The organism is Amycolatopsis umgeniensis (assembly GCF_014205155.1).
Taxonomy (GTDB): Bacteria; Actinomycetota; Actinomycetes; order Mycobacteriales; family Pseudonocardiaceae; genus Amycolatopsis; species Amycolatopsis umgeniensis.
On sequence record NZ_JACHMX010000001.1, the window covers coordinates 1,781,531 to 1,805,837 of the forward strand.

Annotated in this window: 27 protein-coding genes and 2 pseudogenes; 14 read left to right on the forward strand and 15 right to left on the reverse strand. The window is 69.6% G+C overall.

The window, feature by feature from the left end; translation table 11 throughout:
• Nucleotides 1-188: 188 nt before the first annotated feature.
• Entirely contained in the window at nt 189-974 is a 786-nt protein-coding gene (locus HDA45_RS07800; RefSeq protein ID WP_184893245.1) for an SDR family oxidoreductase, read from the forward strand.
• Between the two features lie 12 nt (nt 975-986).
• A complete protein-coding gene (locus tag HDA45_RS07805) occupies nt 987-2,051 on the forward strand; it encodes an NAD(P)H-dependent amine dehydrogenase family protein (protein ID WP_184893247.1) in 1,065 nt (354 codons plus the stop codon).
• Between the two features lie 575 nt (nt 2,052-2,626).
• Here the strand turns inward: HDA45_RS07805 and lgt are convergent.
• Genes lgt through HDA45_RS07820 form a run of 3 tightly spaced genes read right to left on the reverse strand, consistent with a single transcriptional unit; the run spans nt 2,627 to nt 5,996 of the window.
• A complete protein-coding gene (gene lgt, locus HDA45_RS07810; RefSeq protein ID WP_184893249.1) occupies nt 2,627-3,658 on the reverse strand; it encodes a prolipoprotein diacylglyceryl transferase in 1,032 nt (343 codons plus the stop codon).
• 29 nt (nt 3,659-3,687) lie between these two features.
• On the reverse strand, nt 3,688-4,857 hold the full coding sequence (locus tag HDA45_RS07815; RefSeq protein ID WP_184893251.1) for a M20 metallopeptidase family protein: 1,170 nt from the start codon (nt 4,855-4,857) through the stop codon (nt 3,688-3,690).
• The gene (locus HDA45_RS07820; RefSeq protein ID WP_184893253.1) at nt 4,854-5,996 is read right to left on the reverse strand and encodes an amidohydrolase family protein; all 1,143 of its coding nucleotides are present in this window, start codon (nt 5,994-5,996) and stop codon (nt 4,854-4,856) included. The genes HDA45_RS07815 and HDA45_RS07820 overlap by 4 nt, the downstream gene beginning before the upstream one ends.
• A gap of 95 nt (nt 5,997-6,091) precedes the next feature.
• On the opposite strand from HDA45_RS07820, the gene HDA45_RS07825 reads away from it, so the two are divergent.
• The gene (locus HDA45_RS07825; RefSeq protein ID WP_184893255.1) at nt 6,092-7,465 is read left to right on the forward strand and encodes a type I glutamate--ammonia ligase; all 1,374 of its coding nucleotides are present in this window, start codon (nt 6,092-6,094) and stop codon (nt 7,463-7,465) included.
• Nucleotides 7,466-7,536: 71 nt separating this feature from the next.
• Here HDA45_RS07825 and trpA read toward each other — a convergent pair whose 3' ends face one another.
• The 5 genes from trpA to HDA45_RS07850 all read right to left on the reverse strand — a co-directional run bounded on the left by trpA (nt 7,537) and on the right by HDA45_RS07850 (nt 12,668).
• Nucleotides 7,537-8,328, reverse strand: a complete 792-nt coding sequence (gene trpA / locus HDA45_RS07830; protein ID WP_184893257.1) for a tryptophan synthase subunit alpha — start codon at nt 8,326-8,328, stop codon at nt 7,537-7,539.
• On the reverse strand, nt 8,325-9,572 hold the full coding sequence (gene trpB / locus HDA45_RS07835; protein ID WP_378317680.1) for a tryptophan synthase subunit beta: 1,248 nt from the start codon (nt 9,570-9,572) through the stop codon (nt 8,325-8,327). The genes trpA and trpB overlap by 4 nt, the downstream gene beginning before the upstream one ends.
• Nucleotides 9,551-10,360, reverse strand: coding sequence for an indole-3-glycerol phosphate synthase TrpC (gene trpC, locus HDA45_RS07840; RefSeq protein ID WP_101609411.1), 810 nt, complete (start codon nt 10,358-10,360; stop codon nt 9,551-9,553). The genes trpB and trpC overlap by 22 nt, the downstream gene beginning before the upstream one ends.
• Nucleotides 10,361-10,552: 192 nt before the next feature.
• Nucleotides 10,553-11,113 (reverse strand): Trp biosynthesis-associated membrane protein, encoded by a 561-nt coding sequence (locus HDA45_RS07845; RefSeq protein ID WP_184893262.1) that lies wholly within the window; start codon nt 11,111-11,113, stop codon nt 10,553-10,555.
• A complete protein-coding gene (locus HDA45_RS07850; protein WP_184893264.1) occupies nt 11,106-12,668 on the reverse strand; it encodes an anthranilate synthase component I in 1,563 nt (520 codons plus the stop codon). The genes HDA45_RS07845 and HDA45_RS07850 overlap by 8 nt, the downstream gene beginning before the upstream one ends.
• Before the next feature lie 95 nt (nt 12,669-12,763).
• Here HDA45_RS07850 and HDA45_RS07855 point away from each other — a divergent pair, with 95 nt between their 5' ends.
• Nucleotides 12,764-13,369, forward strand: coding sequence for a TetR/AcrR family transcriptional regulator (locus tag HDA45_RS07855; protein WP_184893266.1), 606 nt, complete (start codon nt 12,764-12,766; stop codon nt 13,367-13,369).
• Between the two features lies 1 nt (nt 13,370).
• On the opposite strand, the gene HDA45_RS07860 is transcribed toward HDA45_RS07855, so the two are convergent.
• The 7 genes from HDA45_RS07860 to hisF all read right to left on the reverse strand — a co-directional run bounded on the left by HDA45_RS07860 (nt 13,371) and on the right by hisF (nt 17,894).
• On the reverse strand, nt 13,371-14,300 hold the full coding sequence (locus HDA45_RS07860; protein WP_184893269.1) for a DUF3592 domain-containing protein: 930 nt from the start codon (nt 14,298-14,300) through the stop codon (nt 13,371-13,373).
• 94 nt (nt 14,301-14,394) lie between these two features.
• The gene (locus tag HDA45_RS07865) at nt 14,395-15,153 is read right to left on the reverse strand and encodes a hypothetical protein (protein WP_184893271.1); all 759 of its coding nucleotides are present in this window, start codon (nt 15,151-15,153) and stop codon (nt 14,395-14,397) included.
• A 188-nt stretch (nt 15,154-15,341) separates the two neighbouring features.
• Nucleotides 15,342-15,791: a hypothetical protein gene (locus tag HDA45_RS07870; RefSeq protein ID WP_184893273.1), complete on the reverse strand. Its 450-nt coding sequence runs from the start codon at nt 15,789-15,791 to the stop codon at nt 15,342-15,344.
• 229 nt (nt 15,792-16,020) lie between these two features.
• Nucleotides 16,021-16,383 (reverse strand): DUF1304 family protein, encoded by a 363-nt coding sequence (locus tag HDA45_RS07875; protein ID WP_184893275.1) that lies wholly within the window; start codon nt 16,381-16,383, stop codon nt 16,021-16,023.
• Nucleotides 16,380-16,745, reverse strand: a complete 366-nt coding sequence (gene hisI, locus HDA45_RS07880) for a phosphoribosyl-AMP cyclohydrolase (RefSeq protein WP_184893277.1) — start codon at nt 16,743-16,745, stop codon at nt 16,380-16,382. The genes HDA45_RS07875 and hisI overlap by 4 nt, the downstream gene beginning before the upstream one ends.
• On the reverse strand, nt 16,735-17,124 hold the full coding sequence (locus HDA45_RS07885; RefSeq protein WP_184893279.1) for a hypothetical protein: 390 nt from the start codon (nt 17,122-17,124) through the stop codon (nt 16,735-16,737). The genes hisI and HDA45_RS07885 overlap by 11 nt, the downstream gene beginning before the upstream one ends.
• Nucleotides 17,121-17,894: an imidazole glycerol phosphate synthase subunit HisF gene (hisF, locus tag HDA45_RS07890; protein ID WP_101609420.1), complete on the reverse strand. Its 774-nt coding sequence runs from the start codon at nt 17,892-17,894 to the stop codon at nt 17,121-17,123. The genes HDA45_RS07885 and hisF overlap by 4 nt, the downstream gene beginning before the upstream one ends.
• Between hisF and HDA45_RS07895 the strand changes: the two genes are divergently transcribed.
• From HDA45_RS07895 to HDA45_RS07935, 10 genes and pseudogenes are all read left to right on the forward strand, one after another.
• On the forward strand, nt 17,893-18,438 hold the full coding sequence (locus HDA45_RS07895) for a TetR/AcrR family transcriptional regulator (RefSeq protein WP_246480651.1): 546 nt from the start codon (nt 17,893-17,895) through the stop codon (nt 18,436-18,438). The genes hisF and HDA45_RS07895 overlap by 2 nt on opposite strands.
• 10 nt (nt 18,439-18,448) lie before the next feature.
• On the forward strand, nt 18,449-19,657 hold the full coding sequence (locus HDA45_RS07900) for a phytase (RefSeq protein ID WP_184893281.1): 1,209 nt from the start codon (nt 18,449-18,451) through the stop codon (nt 19,655-19,657).
• Between the two features lie 90 nt (nt 19,658-19,747).
• Nucleotides 19,748-20,257, forward strand: coding sequence for a sigma-70 family RNA polymerase sigma factor (locus HDA45_RS07905; protein WP_184893283.1), 510 nt, complete (start codon nt 19,748-19,750; stop codon nt 20,255-20,257).
• On the forward strand, nt 20,254-21,252 hold the full coding sequence (locus HDA45_RS07910; protein WP_184893285.1) for a hypothetical protein: 999 nt from the start codon (nt 20,254-20,256) through the stop codon (nt 21,250-21,252). The genes HDA45_RS07905 and HDA45_RS07910 overlap by 4 nt, the downstream gene beginning before the upstream one ends.
• 29 nt (nt 21,253-21,281) lie before the next feature.
• Nucleotides 21,282-22,205: an NADP-dependent oxidoreductase gene (locus HDA45_RS07915; RefSeq protein ID WP_184893287.1), complete on the forward strand. Its 924-nt coding sequence runs from the start codon at nt 21,282-21,284 to the stop codon at nt 22,203-22,205.
• Complete coding sequence (locus HDA45_RS07920; protein ID WP_184893289.1) at nt 22,202-22,762, forward strand: putative glycolipid-binding domain-containing protein; 561 nt, start codon at nt 22,202-22,204, stop codon at nt 22,760-22,762. Before HDA45_RS07915 ends, HDA45_RS07920 begins: the two co-directional genes overlap by 4 nt.
• A 48-nt stretch (nt 22,763-22,810) precedes the next feature.
• On the forward strand, nt 22,811-22,933 hold the full coding sequence (locus HDA45_RS43210; RefSeq protein WP_378317672.1) for a hypothetical protein: 123 nt from the start codon (nt 22,811-22,813) through the stop codon (nt 22,931-22,933).
• A 22-nt stretch (nt 22,934-22,955) separates the two neighbouring features.
• Nucleotides 22,956-23,228: pseudogene (locus tag HDA45_RS43215) on the forward strand (P-loop NTPase family protein); the annotation flags it as partial.
• A gap of 78 nt (nt 23,229-23,306) precedes the next feature.
• Nucleotides 23,307-23,848 (forward strand): annotated as a pseudogene (locus HDA45_RS07930) (ABC transporter permease).
• Between the two features lie 26 nt (nt 23,849-23,874).
• The gene (locus HDA45_RS07935; RefSeq protein ID WP_184893291.1) at nt 23,875-24,261 is read left to right on the forward strand and encodes a PPOX class F420-dependent oxidoreductase; all 387 of its coding nucleotides are present in this window, start codon (nt 23,875-23,877) and stop codon (nt 24,259-24,261) included.
• The last annotated feature ends 46 nt before the right edge of the window (nt 24,262-24,307 follow it).

Below are 24,307 nucleotides of genomic sequence, written 5' to 3' on the forward strand. Positions count from 1 at the left end.
AAGCCCGTCGATGGGTAACGATCTGGATGTCCGGAACGACACAGTTCCTGATGGGGTCACGATAGTTCGTCCCGCTAAGTATATGCCCTGTTCCGGGTCGTGACGAGAAGCGGTGAGGCGACTCTAGTCACTCCGGGCGCTCCTCGCACGCTGAGGCGTCGCAAATAGAACGTGTTACAGTTTCCGCCATGATCCTGGACCGTTTCCGGCTCACCGACCAGGTCGCCGTGGTCACCGGCGCCGGACGCGGGATCGGCGCGGCGACGGCCGTGGCGCTCGCCGAAGCCGGCGCCGACGTGGTGATCTCGTCCCGTACCGAAAGCCAGCTCGACGACGTGGCCGCCCTGGTCGCCGCCACCGGCAGGCGTGCCCGCGTGGTACCCGCCGATCTGAGCGATCCGGCCGCCGCCGGTGACCTGGCGTGTATCGCGAAGGCGGAATTCGGGCGGCTGGACCTGGTCGTCAACAACGTCGGCGGCACCTATCCCCGGCCACTGCTGGAAACCACGGCCGACTTCCTCGAGGAAGCCTTTCGCTTCAACGTCTCCACCGCGCACGCGTTGACCGTCGCGGCGGCACCGTCCTTACTGGAGGCGGGCGGATCGGTCGTCAACATCTCGTCGGTCATGGGCCGGGTGACCGGCCGGGGTTTCGCCGCGTACGGCACGGCGAAAGCCGCTCTGGCGCATTACACGCGGCTCGCGGCGGCCGATCTCGCTCCGAAGGTGCGGGTGAACGCGATCTCGGTCGGTTCGGTGGCGACGTCCGCGCTCGAAGTGGTGGTGGGCAACGACGAACTGCGCGGCCGGATGGAAGCGGCCACCCCACTGCGCCGGATCGGCGAGGCCGAGGACATCGCGGCCACCGTCGTGTTCCTGGCGTCGGGCGCGGGCCGGTACGTCACCGGCAAGATCATCGAAGTCGACGGTGGACTGCAGGCCCCGAACCTGGAACTGGGCCTGCCCGATCTGTAGGAGGCGAACGCCTTGCGCGTGGTCCAGTGGAGTACCGGGAACGTCGGCCGTCACGCGGTGGCCGGGATAGCCGCGCGACCCGATCTCGAACTCGCCGGGGTCTGGGTTTCGAGCGAGGCCAAGGCCGGTGTGGACGCCGGGGAGCTGGCCGGGCTCGGGCGTTCGCTCGGTGTCGCGGCGACCACCGACGCGGCCGCGCTCATCGCCCTGAAGCCGGACTGTGTGCTCTACACGGCGATGGCCGACGACAGGCTCGTCGAGGCCGTCGAGGACCTGAAACGCTTCCTGCGCGCGGGGATCAACGTGGTCTCCAGCAGCCCCGTGTTCCTCCAGTACCCCGAAGGCGTCGTCCCGCCGGAGATGATCGAGCCGATCCGCGAGGCGGCGCGCGAAGGCGGCGCTTCGCTGTGGGTCAACGGCATCGACCCCGGCTTCGCCAACGACTGGCTGCCGCTGGTGCTCACCGGCGTATGCGAACGGATCGACGAGGTTCGCTGTATGGAGATCCTCGATTATTCGACGTACGACCAAGCGAAGGTGCTCTTCGAAATCATGGGCTTCGGGCGGGAGATGGACGATCTTCCCTTGCTGCTGCAGCCCGGTGTGCTGTCGCTGGCTTGGGGCAGCGTCGTGCGGCAGCTCGCGGCCGGGCTGGATGTCGAACTCGACTCCGTCGAGGAGGTCTACGAACGGCTCCCGGCTCCGGAGACGTTCGAAATCGCCTCGGGGACCATCAAGGAGGGCACGGCGGCGGCGCTGCGGTTCGAGGTGCGCGGCATGCGCGGCGGGCGGGCGGTGTGCGTACTGGAGCACATCACGCGGCTGCGCGGCGACCTCGGCCCGGACTGGCCGCAGCCGTCCGGGCAGGGCTGCTACCGCGTCCAGGTGACCGGTGAGCCGAACTACGTGCTGGACCTGCGGCTGGTCGGCACCGACGGCGACCACAACACGGCCGGTCTGAAGGCGACAGCCATGCGGCTGGTGAACGCGATCCCGGCGGTGGTGGCGGCCCCTCCGGGGCTGCTGACGGCGCTGGACCTGCCTTTGGTGACCGGACGGGGCCTGGTCTCCCCCTGAGGCTCGGCGAGTATCCAGGCGTGACTCGTGTCGAGTGTGCTCCAGCGGCGAACACGCGTGACTGGATGGACGACTCGCGGTGAGGCCCGGTCGCCGGCGTGCCGTCCACCCAGACACGCGAAAGTACCGGCCGGATCCGATGGGGTGCGGGTGGTAAGTCGCGTTAGAGCGGACCCGTATTCACTACCTACGCCTGACCTGCACGAAAGCGACGGGGGTCACGGGAGCACTCCAGTCTCAGCCCCTGCGACGGGCTCGACCACGCCGCCGCGAAAACTCGCCCTTCACGCTCGCCGGTCGGGCGTCGAAGTCGACAATGAAGGAATTGGGACGTTCAATGTCCTAAATCCTTCATCGTCGCGGGACACTCCGGTCACCCCAGCACTAGCTCCGCAAGCCCGCCGAAACGACGCCCCGCATCCATGGGTAAGCAAATACCGGTCCGCCAGAACGATCCTCACCACTCACGACCGCTGGTCGGCGAAGTAGCGAAGGCCCCCTTCCCTACCTTGAGCGTAGGGAAGGAGGCCTTCACGGACTTGCGTGATCGACTACCGGAGGCGCCCCGCGGACCGCTACTTTTCGGCGTCGGGCTTCGGGTCCTCGGTCGCCTTGTCGGCGGCCGAGTCCCGGACGGTGTCCGGAGCGGCGGCGACCTCCGCGTGTGCTTCGTCCTTGGGAGCGGACTCGGCGGGCTCGCCTTCCCGGGGGACGTCCTTGCTCCACAGCGTTTCCGGCGCTTCCCTCGGCCCCCGCTTGGCGGCCACCACGAAGTAGGCGATCGCCGCGGCGAACAGCAGGATCGACGTCCACACGTTTACCCGCAGGCCGAGGATGTGGTTCGCGGTGTCGGTCCGCATCATCTCGATCCAGAACCGGCCTGCGGTGTACCCGGCGACGTAGAGCGCGAACACGCGGCCGTGGCCGAGGCGGAACTTCTTGTCCGCCCAGATGACCAGCAGCGCGACACCGAGGTTCCAGATCAGCTCGTACAGGAACGTCGGGTGCACCGGGCTGTCCGGCAGCGGGACGTGCCCGATCGCGATGCCGTTCAGGAAGTCGTCCGGGTTGGTCGGGTTGTAGCGCTGGTAGATCTCCAGTCCCCACGGCAGATCGGTGTGCGCGCCGTAGAGCTCCTGGTTGAAGTAGTTGCCGAGCCGCCCGATGGCCTGCGCGATCACGATCCCCGGCGCGAGCGCGTCCGCCATCGCGGGCAGCGGGATGCCCCGGCGGCGGCAGGCGATCAGCGCGCCGACGGCGCCGAGCGCGATCGCGCCCCAGATGCCGAGGCCGCCGTCCCAGATCTTCAGCGCGTTGATCGGGTTCTTGCCCTCGCCGAAGTACAGCTGGTTGTCGGTGATGACGTGGTACAGCCGCCCGCCGACCAGGCCGAACGGCACCGCGAAGACGGCGACGTCGATGACGGTGCCCTTCGTGCCGCCGCGATTCACCCAGCGCCGCTCACCCAGCCAGATCGCGACGATGATGCCGGCGATGATGCAGAGCGCGTAGGCCCGGATCGGGACCGGCCCGATATGCCAGACGCCCTGGTCGGGACTGGGGATGGTCGCGAGGAACGCTGCCGAGGCGGTATTCACGGAGGCCACCGTAGCGCTTCATCCACTTCTTGGGGGCGTCAGCCCTCGACGGCGGCCAAATAGCCCGCGATCAGCGCCGAAGCGACGTGCCCGACAGCGGCATCCGGCGGCAGGAAGACCTCGTCGTGCAGGCTGGGCGCGCCCGCGGTGTCGCCGAGGCCGACGAACATCATCAGCCCGCGCGTCACGCCGCAGTAATGCGCGAAATCGTCGGCGCCGAACGACCGGAAATCGGTGTCCACGCCCGCCCCGGTCCGGACGAGCCGCCGGTGCGCGTGCCGGGTCAGCCCGGCGTCGTTGTGCAGCACCGGTTCGCATGGGCTGATCTCCAGTTCGGCCCGGCAGCCGTGCGCCTTCGCGGTGCCGTGGACGACCTCGGCGAGCCCCTCCAGCGCGAGGTCGCGGTCCTCGGCGCGCATCAGCCGCAGCGATCCCGACAGGCGGGCTTCGTTCGGCACGACGTTCGCCGTCGTCCCCGCCTGGATCCGGCCGACCGAGCAGACCGCGCCGAACACCGGGTCGACCCGGCGGCTCGCGAGCTGCTGCAGGCTCACCACGATCTGGCTGAGCGCGAGGATCGGATCCCGCAGCAGATGCGGGTAGCCCGCGTGCCCGCCCTGGCCGGCCACGACCACGTCGAACTCGTCGGTGGAGGCGTTGACCGGCCCGGGTACCGCCGACACCACACCCGCCGCGAGCCGCGGCTGGACGTGCGCGCCGATGACCGTTTCGACGCCGTACTCGGTGAGCACCCCGGACTCGACGATGTCCAGCGCTCCGGACGGCGAGGTCTCCTCTCGCGGCTGCAGGAGCGCGAGGATCGGCCGCGGCACCCCTACGACGGCCGCCGCGCGGCAGGTGGCGACGAGCGCGGCCATGTGCACGTCGTGCCCGCACGCGTGCATCAACGGTGTCTCCGAAGCCCACGGGATCCCGGTCCGCTCGGTGACCGGCAGCGCGTCCAGCTCGGTCCGCAGCGCGACGGCGGGTCCCGGCCCGGTGCCGGGGAACAGCACGGCACGCCCGGTCTTGGCGACCCGCACCCCTTCACCGGCACCCAGCGCCTCGACGAGGACCCGCGCGGTGTCCTCTTCGTCCCCCGACGCGCGAGGGTCGGCGTGCACCCGGTGCCGCAGCCCGATCGCCGACGGCAGCTCCGCCTCGACGGCCGCCTCCCACCGGTCCTGCAGCTCGTCCAGCTCCGTCATGTCCCCTCCAGTCCGTATACCCGTTCGGCGTTGCGGTGCCCCACCAAGGCCGCGATCCGACGTGCGTCCACTTCGGACAGTACGTCGGCGGTGAGCCCCGCGTACAGGAAGTCGGACAATCCTTGCCGGAACAGGGCGGTGCCGAGGTGGTACAGCTCGGCGAGCCCGAACGCGTCCGTGGAGAACAGCAGCTTCCCGAACGGCACGATCTCCAGGGTCTCCGCGATGATCGCGGGCGCACGGTGACCGGCGTTGTGCGTCGCGAGACCCACGTCGAGGAACACGTGCTCGAACACCTGCGCCAGATACGCGGCGTTCCGGTGGAAGGGATAGTTGTGCAGCAGCATGATCGGCACCCCGCGCGATCGCGTCGCCCGCAACAGCCCGGTGAGCAGCAGCGGATCGCAGCGGTGCAGGTCCACGTCGGAATCGCCGAAACCGACGTGGAACTGGACGGGCAGCGCCAGCTCGAGCCCGGTCCAGATCAGGAACCGGTGCAGCACCTCGTCGGCGAGCCGGACCGGTTCGCCTGCCTCGATCCGGGCGAGCCAGCGGCCCGCCGCCTCGGTGACTTCGGCGTCCGTCGGGCGCTCCCCCGCCAGGTCGAGGCCGACGCGGTAGGCGGCGATGGACTTGAACCCCACCGCCGTCGTGGCGCGGCGCGCCAGTTCCGTGGTGAAGGCCGCGGCGAACCCTGCCGCCGTCGTGGACTTCACGACGGCTTCGGCGACCTGTTCGAGCCGGACGATGTCCCGCGCGCGGGCGCCGGACAGCTGCGCGAACTGCTCGGTCGTGGTCAGCGCGTCCGGCAGGAAACCGCCGTCGAGCAGGAACTCGGTCGTGCCGGTGGCGCGCAGGAACCGCGCGTTGACCTCGGTGGCCCCCAGTTCGGCGCGACGGGCCAGATAGGCCTCGGCCGGGACGTGCGGCGGCAGATCGAGCATCGGCGCGCAACGGGCACGGACCGCGAGGCCGATCAGCGAGTCGAACAAGGTCGTGCCCAGTGCCGAGACGGTGTCGGCCTCGGTGAGCATCTGCTCGAACTCGATCCGTCCGAGGTCACCGGTGACGACACCGTGGCAGTGGTGGTCCACCAGCCTTGTCTCGGCCACGAACGGCAGGATCGGAGTTCCCGGCATGGCGCGCTCCTTCTGGTGATCGACGAGTGCGGCCCCACCTTATGACCGGATCCGGGCGTGGCAAGGGGCCCGAGATGAGGCCAGGATGAGGAACCATGGTGAACCGGGAAGCACTGACCGCCCGCGCGACCGCCCTCACCGGGGATCTCCGGGCACGGGGTGTCGAACTCGTGGCGCTGACCTTCGTGGACAACGCCGGGATAGCGCGGGTCAAGGCGGTGCCCCTGCGCAAACTGCCGTCCGCGGCCGCGTGGGGCGTCGGTGCTTCGAATTGTTTCGACTTCTTCGGTTCCGACGACGACATCGCCGGCGGCGAGTATTCGCTCGGACCGGTCGGCGACCTGCGGCTGCATCCGGATCTCGACGCGCTGACCGTGCTCGCCGGGCAACCCGGCTGGGCGTGGGCGCCGGTGACGAGGCTCGACCAGGAAGGCCAGACGCATCCGCAGGACTCGCGCGCCCTCCTCGAGACCGCGGTCGGCAAGCTCGCGGCACGCGGTCACCGCGCACTGATGAGTTTCGAACTCGAATGGGTGGTCACCAGTGCCGACACCCCGGACGACCAGACGTCGGCCACCGCCGGCCCGGCCTACGGGTACGCGCGGCTTTCCGAGCGTGCGGACTATCTCCGCGCGCTGGTGTCCACTTTGGACCAACAGGGCGCCGGGGTGGAACAGATCCATCCCGAGTACGTAGACGGCCAGTTCGAACTGTCCGTCGCCGCGGCCGACCCGGTGCGCGCGGCCGACATCGCCGTCCTGACCAAGGAGACGATCCGCGCGCTCAGCCACCGGCACGGGCTGAAGGCGTCCTTCACCCCGAAGTTCACGCCCGCCGGTGTCGGCAACGGCGGGCACGTGCACCTGAGCGTCTGGGAGGGCGCACGAAACCTTTTCTCCGGCGGGGAAGGGATTTTCGGGCTGACGCCGGTCGCGGAATCGTTCGGCGCGGGCATCCTGCGGCGGCTTCCCGCGCTGCTCGCGATCGGGGCGCCGTCGGTCGTCAGCTACCTGAGGCTGGAGCCGCACCATTGGGCGGGGGTGTACACCGCGTGGGGGCTGGAGAACCGGGAGACACCCCTGAGGCTGGTGCGCGGGGTCGCCGGGAACCGGGACTCGGCGGCGAACCTCGAGGTCAAATGCTTCGACCTGACGGCGAATCCGTACCTGCTGGCGGCCGCCCTGCTGTTCGCCGGGATGGCCGGTGCCGACGAGGAGGCGGCACTGCCGGAGCCGGTGGACGTCGATCCGGGGTCGCTGACCGAGGCCGAACGCGCCGCGCGCGGGATCGAGCGGCTGCCGGTGACACTGGAGGACTCCGTCGCGGCTTTCGAAGCGGACAAGGACCTGACGGCCGCTTTCGGCGCGCCGCTGGCCACCACGATCGTGGACGTCCGGAGGGCGGAGATCGAGCGGTTCGCGAACGCGAGCCCGGAGGAGATCACCGAAGCGCAGCGGTGGCGGCACTGACCCTGTTAGCGCGTGAAGGCCCCCTTCCCTCGGCTGAGCCGAGGGAAGGGGGCCTTCACGCGCTAGGAAACTCAGGCGGGGGCGACGGCCTTCCGCACCCCGGCGGACAGCTCGGCCGAGAGCTCGCGCACCGCGTCGAGCCCGCTCGCCGCGGCCGTCACCAGCGCCGACCCGACGATGACACCGTCCGCGAACCCGGCGACCTGTGCCGCCTGAGCACCGGACCGGACACCGAGGCCGACACCGATCGGCAGCTCCGTATGCGCGCGAGTCCGCTCGACCAGATCCTCGGCGTGCACGCCGACCTGGTCACGGGCGCCGGTCACGCCCATCACCGCGGTGGCGTACACGAAGCCCGAAGAGGCCGCGACGGTCTTCGCGATCCGCTCTTCCGAGGAGGACGGCGCGACCAGGAAGATCCGGTCCAGACCGTGCTGCTCGGAGGCGGCCATCCACTCGTCGGCCTCGTCCGGGATCAGGTCCGGGGTGATCATCCCGAGCCCGCCCGCGGCGGCGAGGTCCCGCGCGAAGCGGTCGACGCCGTAGCGGTGCACCGGGTTCCAGTACGTCATCACGACGGCCTTGCCGCCGCGCGAAGACACCGACTCGACGACCTCGAACAGGTGCTTGAGCTTGAAACCGCCGGAAAGCGCGCTCACCGACGCGGCCTGGATGGTGGGACCGTCCATCACCGGGTCCGAGTAGGGCACGCCTACCTCGACCAGGTCGGCGCCGCCGTCGACCACCGCGGCCAGCAGGTCCTTCGACCCGTCGACCGTGGGGAATCCGGCGGGCAGGTACCCGATCAGTGCTCCGCGGCCCTCGGCGCGAGTCTTCGCGAAAACCTTGTCAAGCCCGCTCATTCGTTCTCCACCAGGCCGAAGTACTTCGCGGCCGTGTCCATGTCCTTGTCGCCGCGACCGGACAGGTTCACGATGATCAGCCCGTCGGGGCCGAGTTCGCGGCCCAGCACCAGCGCGCCCGCGAGCGCGTGCGCCGACTCGATCGCCGGGATGATGCCCTCGGTCCGCGAAAGCAGCTTGAACGCGTCCATCGCCTCGGCGTCGGTCACCGGCCGGTACTCGGCGCGGCCACTGTCCTTGAGCCACGAGTGCTCGGGGCCGACACCCGGGTAGTCCAGGCCTGCCGAGATCGAGTGCGATTCGACGGTCTGGCCGTCCTCGTCCTGCAGCAGGTACGTCATCGCGCCGTGCAGGTTGCCAGGGGTGCCCTTGGTCAGCGTGGCGCCGTGGCGGTTGCCCTCGACGCCTTCGCCGCCCGGCTCGAGACCGACCAGGCGGACCTCGGGGTCGTCGATGAAGCCGTGGAAGATCCCGATCGCGTTCGACCCGCCGCCGACGCAGGCCGCGACGGCGTCCGGCAGGCGGCCCGCCTGCTCCAGGATCTGGACGCGGGCCTCCTCACCGATGATCTTGTGGAAGTTCCGCACCATCATCGGGAACGGGTACGGACCCGCCGCCGTTCCGAACAGGTAGTGCGTGGTGTCGGCGTTGGTGACCCAGTCGCGCAGCGCCTCGTTGATCGCGTCCTTGAGCGTGCGCGAACCGGTCTTCACCGGGACGACCTCGGCGCCGAGCAGCTTCATGCGGGCGACGTTCAGCGCCTGCCGCTCGGTGTCGACCTCGCCCATGTAGACGATGCATTCCAGATCGAGCAGCGCGCAGGCGGTGGCGGTGGCCACGCCGTGCTGCCCGGCCCCGGTCTCGGCGATGACCCGCTTCTTGCCCATCCGCTTGGTGAGCAGTGCCTGGCCCAGCACGTTGTTGATCTTGTGTGAACCGGTGTGGTTCAGATCCTCGCGTTTGAGGAAGACCCGGGCGCCGCCGGCGTGCTCACCGAAGCGCTTGGCCTCGGTGAGCAGCGACGGACGTCCGGCGTAGTCGCGCAGCAGGCGCCGGAACTCGTTGACGAACTCCGGGTCGGTCCTGGCCTTGTCGTACTCGGCCGCGACCTCGTCGACGACGCCGATCAGCGCCTCGGGCATGAACCGGCCGCCGTACGGGCCGTAGTAGCCCCGCTCGTCCGGGTCGTGCTCGCCGTGCGGTGTTTCGGTGTACTCGGTGGTCATCGGGAAGGCCTCGGGCACGCGGGGTGCGAACCGGCGGTGACCAGCTTGACCAGCGCGCCCTTCGGGTCTCCGGAAGCGACGAGCCCTTCGCCCACGAGGACGGCGTCGGCGCCGTGGCCCGCGTAGGACATCAGGTCGCCGGGACCGCGGACACCGGACTCGGCGATCTTGAAGACGTCCATCGGCAGGCCGGGGGCCAGCCGCGAGAAGACGTCCCGATCGACCTCGAGCGTGTGCAGGTTGCGGGCGTTGACGCCGATCACCTTCGCACCCGCTTCGAGGGCCTTGTCGGCCTCTTCGGCGTTGTGGATCTCGACCAGCGCCGTCATCCCGAGGGATTCGACGCGGTCCAGCAACGCGATCAGGGCGTTCTGCTCCAGCGCCGCCACGATCAGCAGGACCATGTCCGCGCCGTGCAGCCTCGCCTCGTGGACCTGGTACGGGCTGACGATGAAGTCCTTGCGCAGCACCGGGATGTCGACAGCCGCGCGGACCGCGTCGAGGTCGGCGAGCGAACCGCCGAACCGCCGCTGCTCGGTCAGCACGCTGATCACCCGGGCGCCGCCGTCGGCGTAGTCCTTCGCCAGCGCGGCCGGATCCGCGATCTCGGCCAGCTCACCCTTGGACGGGCTGCGCCGCTTCACCTCGGCGATGACGCCGATACCGGACTCGCGCAGGGCGGCCAGCACGTCACGGGGAGGTGCGACCTGGGTCGCACGCTTCTTCAGTTCGTCGAACGGCAGAACCGCCTCGCGCTCGGCGAGATCGGCGCGGACGCCGGCGACGATGTCTTCGAGCACGCTCACCGGAGTCCCTCACCAGCCGTCGTACTCACGGATTCCTTCGCAAGGTCGCTCACAAAAACCTTCCCCTTCCCGCCGAAACGATGCTAACCCCCGCACGAATACGGCCTGGTTCCGGGTATGTCCGTTAGTCCGAATGCCAACCGTGTCATCTTTGCCGGGAAAGATCTCCGAAACCCGCGAAATCCGCCGTCGTCACCGGGTCGCGGTGGGATCTTCGCCTTCGGACAGCGCCTCCCACAGCTCGGTCTCCGGATCCTTCGCGGCCCGCTTCTTCGCCCCCGGCGCCGAGTACTTCGCGCCGAGGCGTGGCATCCGGCCCGCGCCCTTGATGGCTGCCAACCCGCCCGCGGTCACGAGAATTCCCCCGAGGATCGCCAGTGCGCGGGCTCCCACCATCTGGGCGACGGGCAGCCCGTCGGCGAACCCGCTGAACGAGCCGCCCGCCACGCCGATCCACACCGCCGCGACACCGGACACGGCGAGTACCACGCCGAGCACCCGGCGTGGCCAGCCGCCGGTGGCGATCAGGCCCGCCGTGCCCGCGAGCGCCAGCAGCGCGAGCGGAATCAGCGCAACCGCACGCTGTGAACCGGTTTCCGTGTACAGCACGGTGCCGCGTACGCCACCGTCGCGGAACTCCGCGAACCACACGAGCTGCGAGGCCGCCCACAGCGCGATCGCGCCCAGCAGCAGGCCCACCACGGCGATCCACAGTGGACGCTTGGCCTTCTTGGCGGGCGGGGCGTCAGACACGAGCGCCGTCACCCGCCGGGTCGAGCTCGTTCGCCGCGATCATCGTCTGGGCGGCCGCGACGGCGGAAAGCACCGTGCGGGCCTTGTTGAGCGACTCGTTGTCCTCGTAGTCGGCGACCGAGTCCGCGACGACTCCCCCGCCCGCCTGGACATAGGCGGTGCCGTCCTTCATCAGCGCGGTGCGGATGGCGATCGCGGTGTCGGCGTCGCCGGCGAAGTCGAGGTAACCGACGACACCGCCGTAGAGCGCCCTGCGGGTCGGCTCCAGCTCCTCGATCAGCTGCATCGCGCGGACCTTCGGCGCGCCCGAGAGGGTGCCCGCCGGGAAGCAGGCGGCGACCGCGTCGAAGGCCGTCTTGTCGTCGAGGAGTTCGCCGGTGACCGTGGAGACGATGTGCATGACGTGGCTGTAGCGCTCGACGTCGAAGAAGTCGACGACGCGCACGGTACCGGGCTTGCAGACCTTGCCGAGGTCGTTGCGGCCGAGGTCGACGAGCATCAGGTGCTCGGCGCGTTCCTTCTCGTCCGCGAGCAGGTCCTTGGCCAGCTGCGCGTCCTCTTCCGGATCGGCGCCGCGCCAGCGGGTGCCCGCGATCGGATGCGTGGTCGCGCGGCCGTCCCGGACGGTGACCAGCGACTCCGGGCTGGACCCGACGATGTCGAACCCGTCCAGGCGCAGCAGGTACATGTACGGGCTCGGATTGGACGTGCGCAGCACGCGGTAGACGTCCAGCGCGTCGGCCTGGGTCTCGATCTCGAACCGCTGCGACGGCACGATCTGGAACGCTTCGCCCGCCTTGATCGCCTCGACGGCCTTCTCGACGGCGGCGTGGAAGTCCGGCTTGGAGCGGCGGCGGGTGAATTCGGGCGCGGGCCGGTCGAAGACGGCGGCCGTGGCCGGGGCCGCGACGTGCAGCTGCTTGGTCATCGCGTTGAGACGCGCGACGGCGTCGTCGTACGCGGCGTCGACCCGCTCGGCCGAGTCGTCCCAGTTGACCGCGTTGGCGATCAGCGTGACCGTGCCCTCGTGGTGGTCGAAGGCGGCGAGGTCGGTCGCCAGGAGCATGGTGAGCTCGGGGATGTCGAGGTCACGCTCGGCGAGCTCGGGGAGCCGTTCGAGCCAGCGGACGGCGTCGTAGCCGATGTAGCCGACCATCCCGCCGGTGAGCGGCGGCATCCCGGGCAGCTGTTCGGTGTGGAGCGCGGCGACGGTCTCGCGCAGCACGGTGAGCGGGTCGCCCTCGGTCGGCAGGCCGACCGGCGGGGTGCCGGTCCAGACGGCCCGGCCGTCACGCACGGTCAGCGCGGCGGGACTGTCGACGCCGATGAACGACCATCGGCTCCAGGAAGCGCCGTTCTCCGCCGATTCGAACAGGAACGTGCCCGGCCGGTCGGCGGCGAGCTTGCGGTAGACCCCGATGGGGGTCTCACCGTCGGCGAGCACGCGACGGACGACGGGGATGACGCGACGGCCCTCGGCGAGCGCGCGGAAATCCTCGCGCGAAGGGCTGACCGAGCCGAGCCCGGACGGGCTGGCGTGTGCGGCGCTGACCATGTCGCCCATTGTGCTGCAATGGCCGAACCGCCGGGGACCGGGGGATGAATTCAAGGATTGTTGAATTTCGCGCCGGGTCCGTTCATGATGGCGCTATGGCTGTTGAAGACACTACCGCGCGCCGCCGGGGGCGACGGCCCGGCGGACAGGACACCCGCGTCGCGCTGATCGAAGCGGCCCGCGCGGTGTTCGGCGAGAGCGGCTTCGACGGCGCGACGGTGCGCGCGATCGCGACCCGCGCCGGGGTCGACGCGGCGATGGTCAACCACTGGTTCGGCAGCAAGGAGGGGCTGTTCGCCCAAGCCGTGCTGAAACTGCCGTTCGACCCGCACGAACTGCTCGCCGAACTGACGAACGGACCCGACGAGGAGTTCGGCCGCCGGATCGTGCGGACCTTCCTCACCCGCTGGGACGGCGCGGGCGGCGAGGTGTTCCAGGCACTCGTCCGCAGCGTCGCCGGGCACGAGCAGGCCGCGCTGGTGCTGCGCAGCTTCTTCCAGAACTTCTTCACGAAGATCATCGCCGGACTGGGCTCGGACCGCGTCGAACTGCGGACGTCGCTGTGCGCTTCGCAACTGGTCGGGATGGGGCTGGTGCGGTACGTCGCGAAGTTCGAACCCATGGCGACGAGCGAGATCGAGCCTTTGGTGACCGCGATCGCACCGACGGTGCAGCGCTACCTGACCGGGAACATCGACTGACTCAGAGCGCGGGCTCCGGCCGGACCTCCTCGACAGGGACCGGATAGAGCCTTTCCTTGAACCACCGGCCGCGGGGAAAGACCACGACCATGCGCTGTCCCGTCCCGCCGACGAGGACAGGAACGTTCCTGAGTCCCTTGAACCGGGAGGCGCTCCTCAGCGAACGACGGGCGCGAAGCAGCATGATGCCGTCACGACCGAGGTTCAGGGCGATCTCGGGGAACACCCGGCCGGGTTTCACCGTCGCCGTGGCCTCGCGCCACCCGGTCTTCAGGACGGAGCGGTACCGGTTCCACCACGCCGCCGCGGCGACCAGGCACAGCGGGATACCGGCGAAGACGAAGAATCCCGGAACGATCAGCAAGCCCTGACGGAACTCGCTGATGTTCTCCTCCTCGAGCGTCCGGACCCGCTCGGGGTTGCCGGGGGCGTAGAACACGGTCACCTTGTCCCCCACCGCGTACTCACGCTCCGAATCCCGGCGGATTTCGGCCGTCCACGGCTCCGAGCCGACGTGGTAGTCGACCGTGATGGTGCGGTTCTTCCCTTTCCTGTTCTCGTAGAGCATTTCCACCGTGCCCTCGACCCGGATCCCGGTCACCAGCAGATCCGCCGACGGCTGCCGGACCGCGCCGAGCCCGAACCCCAAGGCGACGAGAAGAGTGATCCAGAGCAGGGAGAAGGCCGCCGCGCGCAAACCGAGAAGCGGCAGCTTCGCGATCACGGGGTCGGTCGAGGCCGGTGCGCCCGACGCCGCGCGTGCCGCCGCCGCCCGCAGCATCGCGAACGGCTCTCGCGGTGCGGCGCCCTCTTCGGCGTCCGGCGTTTCCGGTCCGTCCGATGTGGACGACCACAGCACGATACCGTCGGCCCGCCGGCGTCTCGACCGATCGCGATCCGCTGCTCCGTCTCTTCCCCGCCCCAGTCCCATGAGCTGAGGATAATACCCGCGAAAGCGATCTGACCTGCGATTATCGCCATAAGAACGGGAGGCAACCGAGCGGCCTTCCCGGACGTACAAGTGATCAGGCGTCTCCGGCTTCGCTCAGGCGCTTGGCAGGCACCGCGCACGGAGGCACCGAAGGGCCGCGCGGAAACAGCACGACCACGGACTCACCTTCACCGCCGATCCAGACCGGGATGTCGGGACGCCAGCCGAACCGATGGCCAGTGCGGGACGTGAACTGCAAACCTCGCAACCGGATCCGCTCGCCATCGGGGAACTTCACGTCGAAGATCCGCGGCTCGCCTTCCGGGTTCGTCTTCTCGTAGTCGACTTTCACGGTCACCGTCGCGGGGCGCCATCCGGTGGCGAGGACGGACCGATACCGCCTGCGCCAGGCCTCCTTCATGGCCAGTCCCGCCGCGACACCACCCAGACTCATCACCACCGTGACCGCGACAACGGCCTGCCGATCCTCGGCGGGATCAGGCAGGTAGTTCATCTCCAGGACCACGATCGCGGCCGCCAGCGGGAGCCATCCGACCGTGAAGCCCCAGACCCGGCGGCACAAGGTGCGCAGCCGACGCGTCTCGGTTTCCGGATCGACGCCATCGCCGAAAGCAGGCGACGCCACGAGTTCGGCGACCGTCTCGTCCAGTCGGCGGTCGTTGACCCAAACCCGATGCCCGCAGAGCGCCGCCAGCGCGGCCGTCACGAGCAGAAGGCCGATCGCGATCATTCCCGCGCCGTCGGACCAGCCTTCGTAGCCCACGACCTCGGGACCGGCCTGGACGACGGCGATCATCACGCCGGGCCCGAGCAGACCCAAAAGCATGCTCAAGGCGAAATACCTGGTTCGCCTGAGCCAGTACGTCTCCGCCGACACTTCCCTGACGACCATGCGAAACGCCCCCAATCAGCGAGGCCGCCGACGTCGTTCCTCCCCATCGGAACTCGTCTGGTCGCCCTCGACCTGGGAAAAGACTACGCCCGGAAGGTCATGGTCAAGAAGGGACCAAGGTCCTGCCCTCAGGCCGTGTCCGGCTCGATCTCCTTGACGGGAACCGTGTGGAGCGTGTCCTTGAAGAACCGTCCGCGCGGGAAGATCACGATCATGTCCGTTCCCTCACCGCCGACGAAGACGGGAACCTTCCGGACCCGGGGCGCGATCCTCAGCGAACGGCGTGTGGCGAGGAACTTGTACTCGTTTTCGAAGTACACGTCGATCTTGGGGAACAGCCACCCGGGCCGCACCGTCGCCGTGGCCTCGCGCAAACCGGTCCTCGAAGCCGAGCGATACCGTTCCCGCCAGAGCCAGGCGGCGCCCAGGCACACCGGAAAACCCAGGAGCAGCAGCGGGGCCGGCCCGGGGTTGTCGATAGTGCTCTCGCAGACGACGAAGGCGGTCAGCCAGAGCACCGACAAAGCCAGTGCCCGCAGCTTGTACTGCGACAGTTTCTCGATCAGAGGAGCGGCCACTTCGTCGTGTACCGTCTGCGCGGCAAGGCTTTTGACGGCGTCGACATCCGCAGAGGGCAGAGGGCGCCCGGCGACGTGCCGACGTCGTCTCGGACGGTCACGCTCGGCTGGTCTTCTCCCCGGCTTCATGCGCTGAGGTTAATCGGAAACGGCGCGTTTTCCGGATAACGAGTTCCCTCTCGCACCGGGGCAACCACGAGAGCGCGGCGAGCGTTCAAGTGAGCAGTGCTCAGCCCGCGAGCAGCACCGCGATCAACGCCAGCGTTCCCGGCACCACCTGCACGAAGAAGATCCGCTTGCTCGCCGTCACCGTCCCGTAGAGCCCGGCCACGATCACGCAGGCGAGGCCGAAGATCTTGAACTGCCACGCCGTGCTGCCGGTCGCGATCAGCCCCCAGATCAGCGCGGCGGCGAGGAAACCGTTGTACAGCCCCTGATTCGCCGCGAGCGGCGCGCTCTCCTTCGCGAATTCCTCGCTGGTGCCGAAGGCGGCGCGGGCGCGCGGGGTGGTCCACAGGAACATCTCGAGCACGACGATGTACAGGTGGATCAGGGCGACGATGCCGACCAGGACGTTGGCGACGACATTCACGGGGTCTTCTCGCTCTCGTCGGCCAGCAGCAGCCGTTCGTCGGTGTCGAAACAGGTGTGCGTGCCGGTGTGACAGGCCGGACCGGTCTGGTCGACGCGCAGCAGGACGGTATCGCCGTCGCAGTCGATCCGCATCTCGCGCACGTGCTGGACGTGGCCGGAAGTCTCGCCCTTGACCCACAGTTCCTTGCGGCTGCGCGAATAGTAGGTCCCGCGCCGGGTGGTGAGGGTGCGCTCGAGCGCCTCGTCGTTCATCCACGCCATCATCAGGACGTCCGAGGTGGAGTGTTCGACGACGACGGCGGCGATCAGCCCGTCGGCGTTGCGTTTCAAGCGATCCGAGAGGGCGGGATCAAGCGTCATTCGTGGCTCCGAGAAGGTGCCGTTTCACCGGCATCGAGTTGAGCAGGACCGCCGAGTAGATGTACCCGGCGAAAAGGAGCCCGGACACGATCTTCACCCAGAAGAGTTCCGCCGCCAGCATGGACAGCGCGTGCAGCAAGGCGAAAAGGAAGCTGACCACGAAACCGGCGAACCGCGCCGAAGACATCCTCAGCACCAGCCCCGCCACGACGAGCCCGCCGAGCACGACGGACGTTCCCGGCAGCAGGAACGTCCTCGCCGAGGAGTACGGCGCGAACATGAGGATCACGGCCATCCCCACGTAGGCGAGGCCGAGCCCGAGCAGCAGCGCGCAGACGACCTTGACCTCGGTGGCGGCCTTCCACTTGTCCATGATCACCGGACCACGACTCCCCCGGCGCGCAGGGCGCCCTTGACCTCGCCGATCTTCAACTGTCCGAAGTGGAACACGCTGGCCGCGAGCACCGCGTCCGCGCCCGCCTCGACGGCGGGCAGGAAGTGCTCGAGCGCGCCGGCGCCACCGCTGGCGATCACCGGGACGCGGACCGCCCGGCGCACCTTGGTCAGGAGTTCGAGATCGAAGCCGTTCTTGGTGCCGTCGGCGTCCATCGAGTTGAGCAGGATCTCGCCGACGCCGAGTTCTTCACCGCGCGCGGCCCACTCGACGGCGTCGATGCCGGTGCCGCGGCGTCCGCCGTGCGTGGTCACCTCGAAGCCGGACGGCGTCGGTTCGGTCCCCTCGGGGACACGCCGGGCGTCCACCGACAGCACGACGCACTGCGCGCCGAACCGGCGGGACGCCTCGCGCAGGAACTCCGGGCGCGCGATGGCCGCGGTGTTGATGCTCACCTTGTCCGCGCCGGTGCGCAGCAGCCGGTTGACGTCGTCGTTCGTGCGTACGCCGCCACCGACGGTGAGCGGGATGAACACCTGCTCCGCTGTCCGGCGGACGACGTCGAAGGTGGTCTCGCGGTCCCCGGAGGAAGCCGTGACGTCGAGGAACGTGAGCTCGTCCGCGCCCTCGGCGTCGTACAGGCGGGCGAGCTCGACGGGGTCGCCGGCGTCGCGCAGGTCGGCGAAGTTGACGCCCTTCACCACTCGGCCCGCGTCGACGTCGAGACACGGGATGACCCTGACTGCGACTGACATGGGGACAAGCGTAGTCAAGGGCGTTCTAAGCTCGCGGAATGGCGTCCGCGGCATCGCGGCCGACGCCGGGGTCAACGCCGCGTTGCTGCACCACTTCTTCGGCACCAAGCAGCGGCTTTTCGCCGCGGCGATGAACCTGCCCGTCGACCCCGGCGAGCTGGTCCCCCGGATCCTCGAAGGCCCCGAAGACGAGATCGGCGAGCGGCTCGTCCGGGCGTTCCTCGGTCTCTGGCAGGCGCCGGAGGGCCGCGCGCCGTTCCTGGCCATGATCCGGTCCGCGACCACCAACGAGCAGGTCGCGACCATGATGCGGCAGTTCCTGGAACGGGCGGTGCTGGCACGGGTCGCCGAGGCTCGCGGCGTGCCGAAGGTCCGGGTGGCCGGGATCGCCGCGCAGATGGTCGGGTTCGCGCTGCTGCGGTACGTCATCGGCCTCCCGCCGCTGGTCGCCGCCTCGGAGGACGAGGTCGTCGCGATGCTGGCGCCCGTCGCGCAGTACTACCTGACCGACGGCGTTCACCGGCCGGACACCCCGCGCGGCTAGCTTCCCGAGGATGCGCATCGTCCTCGTCCCCCTGCTGGCGGCTTCCCTGCTCACCGGTGTGCCCGCCGAAGCGAGCACCGACCCCTCACCCGTGGCGCAGACCAGGGCGTTCGTCGACGACGCTGGGGCGGATCCGGCCAACGCCGACGCCGACGACCCGGCGATCTGGGTCCATCCGAAGAACCCGTCGGCCAGCGTCGTGCTCGGCACGCTCAAGGAAGGCGGGCTGGCCGCGTTCGATCTGAAGGCGCGGCAGCTCCAGCAGCTCGCCGTTCCCGCGGGCGGGCGCTTCAACAACGTCGACGTCGTCGGCGACCTCGCGGTGGTCAGCGACCGCGGCCGGGACCGTGTCCGCGTCTACCGGATCGATCCCGCCGGTGCCGCGGCAGGCTCGCACGTGCTGCGGGACGTCACGGATCCTTCCGCGGCACCGGTCTTCTCGGCCTCGGAGTCCGAAGTGGACGAACAGCGGACGGCGTACGGGCTCACCGCCGGACGCGACCCGCGCACCGGCGCGCGCTGGGTCGCGGTGACCCGGCGGCACGAGACCCGCGTGGCGCTCTTGCGACTTGTCGACAAACCGGGCGGCACCGTCGGCACCGCGCCGATCGGCACGATCGACCTGCCCTCGGAGTTCCGCCTGCCGAACGGCGAGACGTGGTCGCCGTGCGGCGAACCGGACGAACGCCCGCAGCTGGAGGGTTCGGTGCTCGACGTCGAGCACCGCGTGCTCTACACCGCGCAGGAGGACGTCGGGATCTGGCGGATCCCGGTGAACGGCGACGGCTTCGGCCGTCCCACGCTGATCGACAAGGTCCGCTCGTTCGGGGCGCCGCAGCGCTTCGACGAGGCGACCGAGGAGTGCGTCGCCGACGGTCCCGACCCCGGTTTCGGCGGCAAGTGGCTGACCGCCGACGCCGAGGGGCTGACGCTGGCCGGTGGCAAGCTGCTCGCGTCGAGCCAGGGCGACTCGCGGTTCGTGGTGTACGACCGCACCGGCCCGCGCCGGGACTTCCGGATCGTCGCCGGACGCGGCACCGACTCGGTCGAGCACTCCGACGGCGCCGCGATCGCCACCGCGCCGCTGGGCCCGCTGTTCCCGCACGGGCTGCTGGTGGTGCACGACGGCGAGCGTCGTCCGGCGGCCACCGGTCCTTCGGGTGAGGAACTGGCGACGACCGGCTTCGCCTTCGTCCGGCTGGAGACCGCCCTGCGGTGATCATGTTCACCGGGAAAGTTCCGTTCCCGATGCATCAGCCGGGTGGTCTCGTGCGTCACTAGAGCGAGACCATCGGCTGAGGGGGACCAAGTGCCTGCGACCTTCGACGAGTTCGTCGCGGATCGCCTGGACGGGCTCCTGCGCTACGCGACCGTCTTGACCGACGACCCGCACCTGGCGCAGGACATCGTGCAGGAGGTACTGCTGCGCGCTCAGCAACGCTGGCCGAAGATCGACTCGCCGCCGACGTACGTCCGCCGGATGGTGACGAACGAGTACCTGTCGTGGCGACGGCGCCTCGCGGTCCGCCGCGTGGTGCCGTCTTCGCCGGAGATGCTCGACCTGATGAGCCCGCCGGTCTCCGATCACGCCATCGAATACGACGAACGCGACGCGATGCTGGACAGGCTCGCGAAGCTCCCGCGCAAACAACGCGCCGCGATCGTGCTCCGCTACTACGAGAACTACACCGACGAGGAGATCGGCGCGGTACTCCGCTGCGCGACGTCGACCGTGCGCAGCCAGATCTCGCGCGCGCTCGCGACGCTGCGGGAAACCGGTCCGTCCTCGTCTGTTCAGCCCACGGGAGCCCGCAAATGACCCGACTGAGTGATGAGAACACCGAGGACCTGATCCGGGAGAGCCTCGAACACCTGGCGACGCGGGCGCCCGACGGGGCCGAGATCCGCGACGCGCTGTACGAACGGCCGCGAAGCCGTCCGAAGATGGCCCTGGCCATGGTCGCGGCGGCGGTCGCGATCATCGCGCTCGGTGTCCCGCTGGGTCTGCGGGCCTACACCGCCGTTCCACCGGCTTCGCGGGTGAACACCGACTGGGCGGTGCTGCCGTACAAGCCCGGCTGGCTGCCCGACGGGTACAAGGAGATGAGCCGTGGCGCGAAGCCTTACCCCGCACCACAAACGCGGGGGTGGGGCGGCGGTGGGACGGGAGGAGTCCAGCTGACCGCCACCCCGCTCGCCAAACCGGGCGAACCATGGAAGGTCGCCCCCGCGCCGAACCAGATCATCGTGCACGGCAGGGTCGGGATGGTCACCGAGCTCTACGACGACTCGACGATGCTGACCTGGTCACCCGACGACGTGTACCTGCTCAGCTTGACGTTGTACGGCGTGCGGGATCCGCGGGCGGTCGGTCAGCGGATCGCGGACGAGATGGTCAGGGACGACCGTGCCCGGGTTTCGGGCGAACTGCGCTTCGGCAGGCTGCCCGCCGATCTGGAGTTGTCGGGCGTGAGCACGTTCCTGACGACCGGCGGGGGCGCGACCGATCTCGAAGCCACCCGCGCCGGGCAACCCACGGCGGCGGCGGTCGTCACGGCGTCGCTCCGGCGCGACCGGCCGGAGGTCGAAGGGGCGGAACCGGTTCCCCTCAAGGTCCGGGGCGCCGATGGCTACTACCTCCCGAAACGGGACAGCAGGCTCGGCCCCCAGGACGAAACGGTCGCCGTCCAGTTGACGGGCGACCAGTGGCTCACCGTGTCGGGCAAGCGGGACAAGGCCACGCTGCTCGACATCGCCGACGGCGTGCAGCTCATCCCCGGTGACTACAGCTGGTTCGGGAAACCGCCGGAATAGTGAAGGGCGGGCAGGGGTTGTCGAGGAGCATGACGGACACCTACCGCTCCATCGCGTTCACCGAATACGGCGACTCCGGCGTCCTGCGCGTCTTCGACCGGGAGCTTCCCGAGCCCGGCGCCGGTCAGGTCAGGGTCGCCGTCCGCGCCGCGGGTGTGAACCCGATCGACTGGAAGATCCGGTCCGGGCTGATGGCCGAGGTGTACCCGACGACGTTCCCCTCCGTTCCCGGTGGAGACGTGGCCGGCGTGATCGACGCCGTCGGTGAAGGTGTTTCCGACTTCGCCGTCGGCGACGAGGTCCTCGGGAGGGGGAACGGCGGGTACGCGGAGTTCGTGCTCGCGGATCCGGCGGGCCTGACCCGCAAGCCCGAGGCGCTGTCCTGGGAACTGGCCGCGGCGCTGCCCGTGGTCGTCGGCACCGCCTATCGAGCGCTCAACCTGCTGGACCTCGTCGAGGGCGAGACACTGCTCGTCGACGGCGCGGCGGGCGGTGTCGGCACCATCGCCGTCCAGCTCGCCGTCGCGCGCGGACTCACCGTCGTGGGCACCGCGAGCGAAGCGAACCACGAGTACCTGCGCTCGCTGGGCGCCGTCCCGGTGCAGTACGGCGAAGGGCTCGCCGAGCGCGTCCGCGAAGCCGCGCCGCAGGGCGTCGACGCGTCCTTCGACACCTCCGGACGCGGCTCGCTGCCGACGCTCGTCGAGCTGACCGGCGGTCCGAAGCGCGTCGTCACCATCGCCGCGCCGGACGCGGCCGACCACGGCGTCCGCTTCACTTCGGGAAGTCCGGCGGAGCAGGTCCCCGGCGCGCTGGCCGAAGGCGCCGCGCTCGCCGCCGAAGGCAAGCTCGACCTGCCGATCGCCCGGGTCTACCCGCTCGCCGAAGCGGGCGCGGCCCAGGACGAGAGCGAAGCGGGGCACGTCCGGGGCAAGCTCGTCCTGGTGCCGTGAGCCTCCCCGCGGCGGCGAGCTGGCGGCATCAGGATTCGAGGACCGGCCTCGAGGTCGCGTTCTTCCAGGGGTACGAAGGCGGCTGGCGGATCAACGGCGCCACGACGGCGGTCGAGGACGGGGAATCCTGGTTCGTCGAGTACTCGATCGTCGTCGACGCCGCCTGGCACACGCGGCGGGCGGAGATCTCCGGTAGGTCGTCGTCCGGCACCCGGCGCACGGTGCTCGAATCGGACGGTGACGGGCGATGGCGCGTGGACGGCCTCCCGGCTCCGCGCCTCGACGGCTGCTTCGACGTGGACCTCGAATCGTCGTCGATGACGAACACCCTGCCGGTGCACCGGCTCGGCCTCGCCTTGAGCGAGGCCGCCGAGGCGCCCGCCGCGTACGTCCGGGCGGGCGACCTCACCGTGGAGCGGCTGGAGCAGCGCTACGAGCGGATCGGCGACCGCGACTTCGCCTACGCGGCACCGGTTTTCGCTTTCTCGTGTGTCCTGCGCTACGACGAGCACCTGCTGGTGGTCGACTATCCGGGCATCGCCGTCCGGCTGCCCTGAACCACGCACTCTTGACTCGCGGTTCTCACCGGGCGCAGAATTAACCGTATGGCTAATTCGGCGATCTCCGTGACGGCTCTGCGGGTCGTCCGCGGCGGCCGCGAGGTCGTCAAGGAAATCGGTTTCGAGACGCCGCGCGGCCGGATCACCGGCCTGCTCGGGCTGGCCTGAGCACTGTGGCAAGACGACGCTGATGCGTTCGATCGTCGGCGTGCAGATCGTCGCGGGCGGCGACGTCACCGTGCTCGGCCATCCCGCGGGCAGCCCGCAGCTACGCGGGCTGATCGGCTACGCGACCCAGAATCCGGCCATCTACGCCGACCTCACCATCACGGAAGCCTTGCGCTACTTCACTTCCGTGCTCCGCGCACCACTGTCCGATGTGGACAGATTGCTCGTCGAGGTCGGCCTTGCCGAGCACGCGGGCAAGCTGGTCGGCTCGCTGTCGGGCGGTCAGCACAGCCGCGCCAATCTCGCCGTCGCACTGCTCGGGAAACCCGAACTGCTCGTCCTGGACGAGCCGACCGTCGGCCTCGATCCCGTACTGCGCGACGAACTCTGGTCGCAGCTGCGGCACGATCCGCGCACCGTCGCGATGCTGGTCGTCGTCCCGTCGCTGCTGATGGTGCTGCTGCGCTTCGTGTTCAACTCCGAAGCGGTGTTCAGCCGCGTCGCCCCGGCGCTGCTCGGCGTCTTCCCGTTCCTGATCATGTTCCTGATCACCTCGATCACGACGCTGCGCGAGCGCACGACGGCGACGCTGGAACGCCTGATGACCCTGCCGATCGGCAGACTGGACCTGCTCTTCGGCTACGCGATCGCGTTCGGCTCGATCGCGGTCGTGCAGGTCGGCGTCGCGGCCGGGATCTCACTGGCGTGGCTGGGCCTCGACATCGCGGGCTCGATCGGGATGCTGCTGCTCATCACCGTCCTCGACGCCCTCCTCGGGATGGCGCTCGGCCTGTTCGTGAGCGCGTTCGCGCGGACGGGGACGCGACACTGATCCGGAACGTGATCGTCGTCGGCGCGTGCGCGCTGGCCGCGCTGGTCCTCGGCGCCGCGACGCTGCGCCGTCGAACTGCGTAAGCCGTCGAACAGCTTAAACTCTCCACATGGGATCGGAGTTCGAGCGGATCGCCGCCGAGAAGTACGTCGTCCTGACCACCTTCCGCAAGAACGGCACCCCGGTGCCGACCCCGGTCTGGGCGGCGGGCGAGGACGGCGAGCTCGTCCTCTGGTCCGAACGCAAGGCGGGCAAGGTCAAGCGCATCCGCAACAGCGGCCGGGTCGAGGTCCAGGCCTGCGACTTCCGCGGCGCCAAGACGCACGGCGACGTCGTCGCGGGCGAGGCACGGCTGCTGGACCTCGACGGGACCGAACGCGTGCGCAAGGTGATCGCGCGGAAATACGGTGTCACCGGCCGGGTGACGATGTTCTTCAGCAAGCTGCGGGGTCCGAAGGACCGGACCGTGGGAATCGCCATCAAACTGGCGGAGTAGGACCGGCTCGCCACGCTTGACATCATCGAACACATGTTCGATGATG